Consider the following 276-nt stretch of genomic DNA (forward strand, 5'->3'; position numbering starts at 1 on the left):
GGTGGCGCCTACAACGACGCGCTGACGAAGGCGATCTACGAGCCGTTCGCCAAGGAGACCGGCATCACGGTCACCACGGTCAACTACCAGTCCGCGCAGATCATCGCCCAGGTCAGGCAGGGCCGGCCGCAGGTCGACCTGATGGACAACAGCCTGCTCATCTTCCAGAAGATGGCCCGCCTTGAGTGCCTGGAGCCGGTGGACCATGACCGGCTGAAGAGTGTCAAGGGTGCCGGTATCGCGGAGCACAACCTGCCGGAGTACGCGGTCGGCAAG

General features: G+C 64.5%; 1 pseudogene. It reads left to right on the top strand.

Annotation, left to right across the window (positions count from 1 at the left end):
* A pseudogene (locus IO24_RS0140140) lies at nucleotides 1-276 on the top strand (ABC transporter substrate-binding protein); the annotation flags it as partial.

Source organism: Streptomyces flavovariabilis (genome assembly GCF_000725785.1).
Classification (GTDB): domain Bacteria; phylum Actinomycetota; class Actinomycetes; order Streptomycetales; family Streptomycetaceae; genus Streptomyces; species Streptomyces hawaiiensis.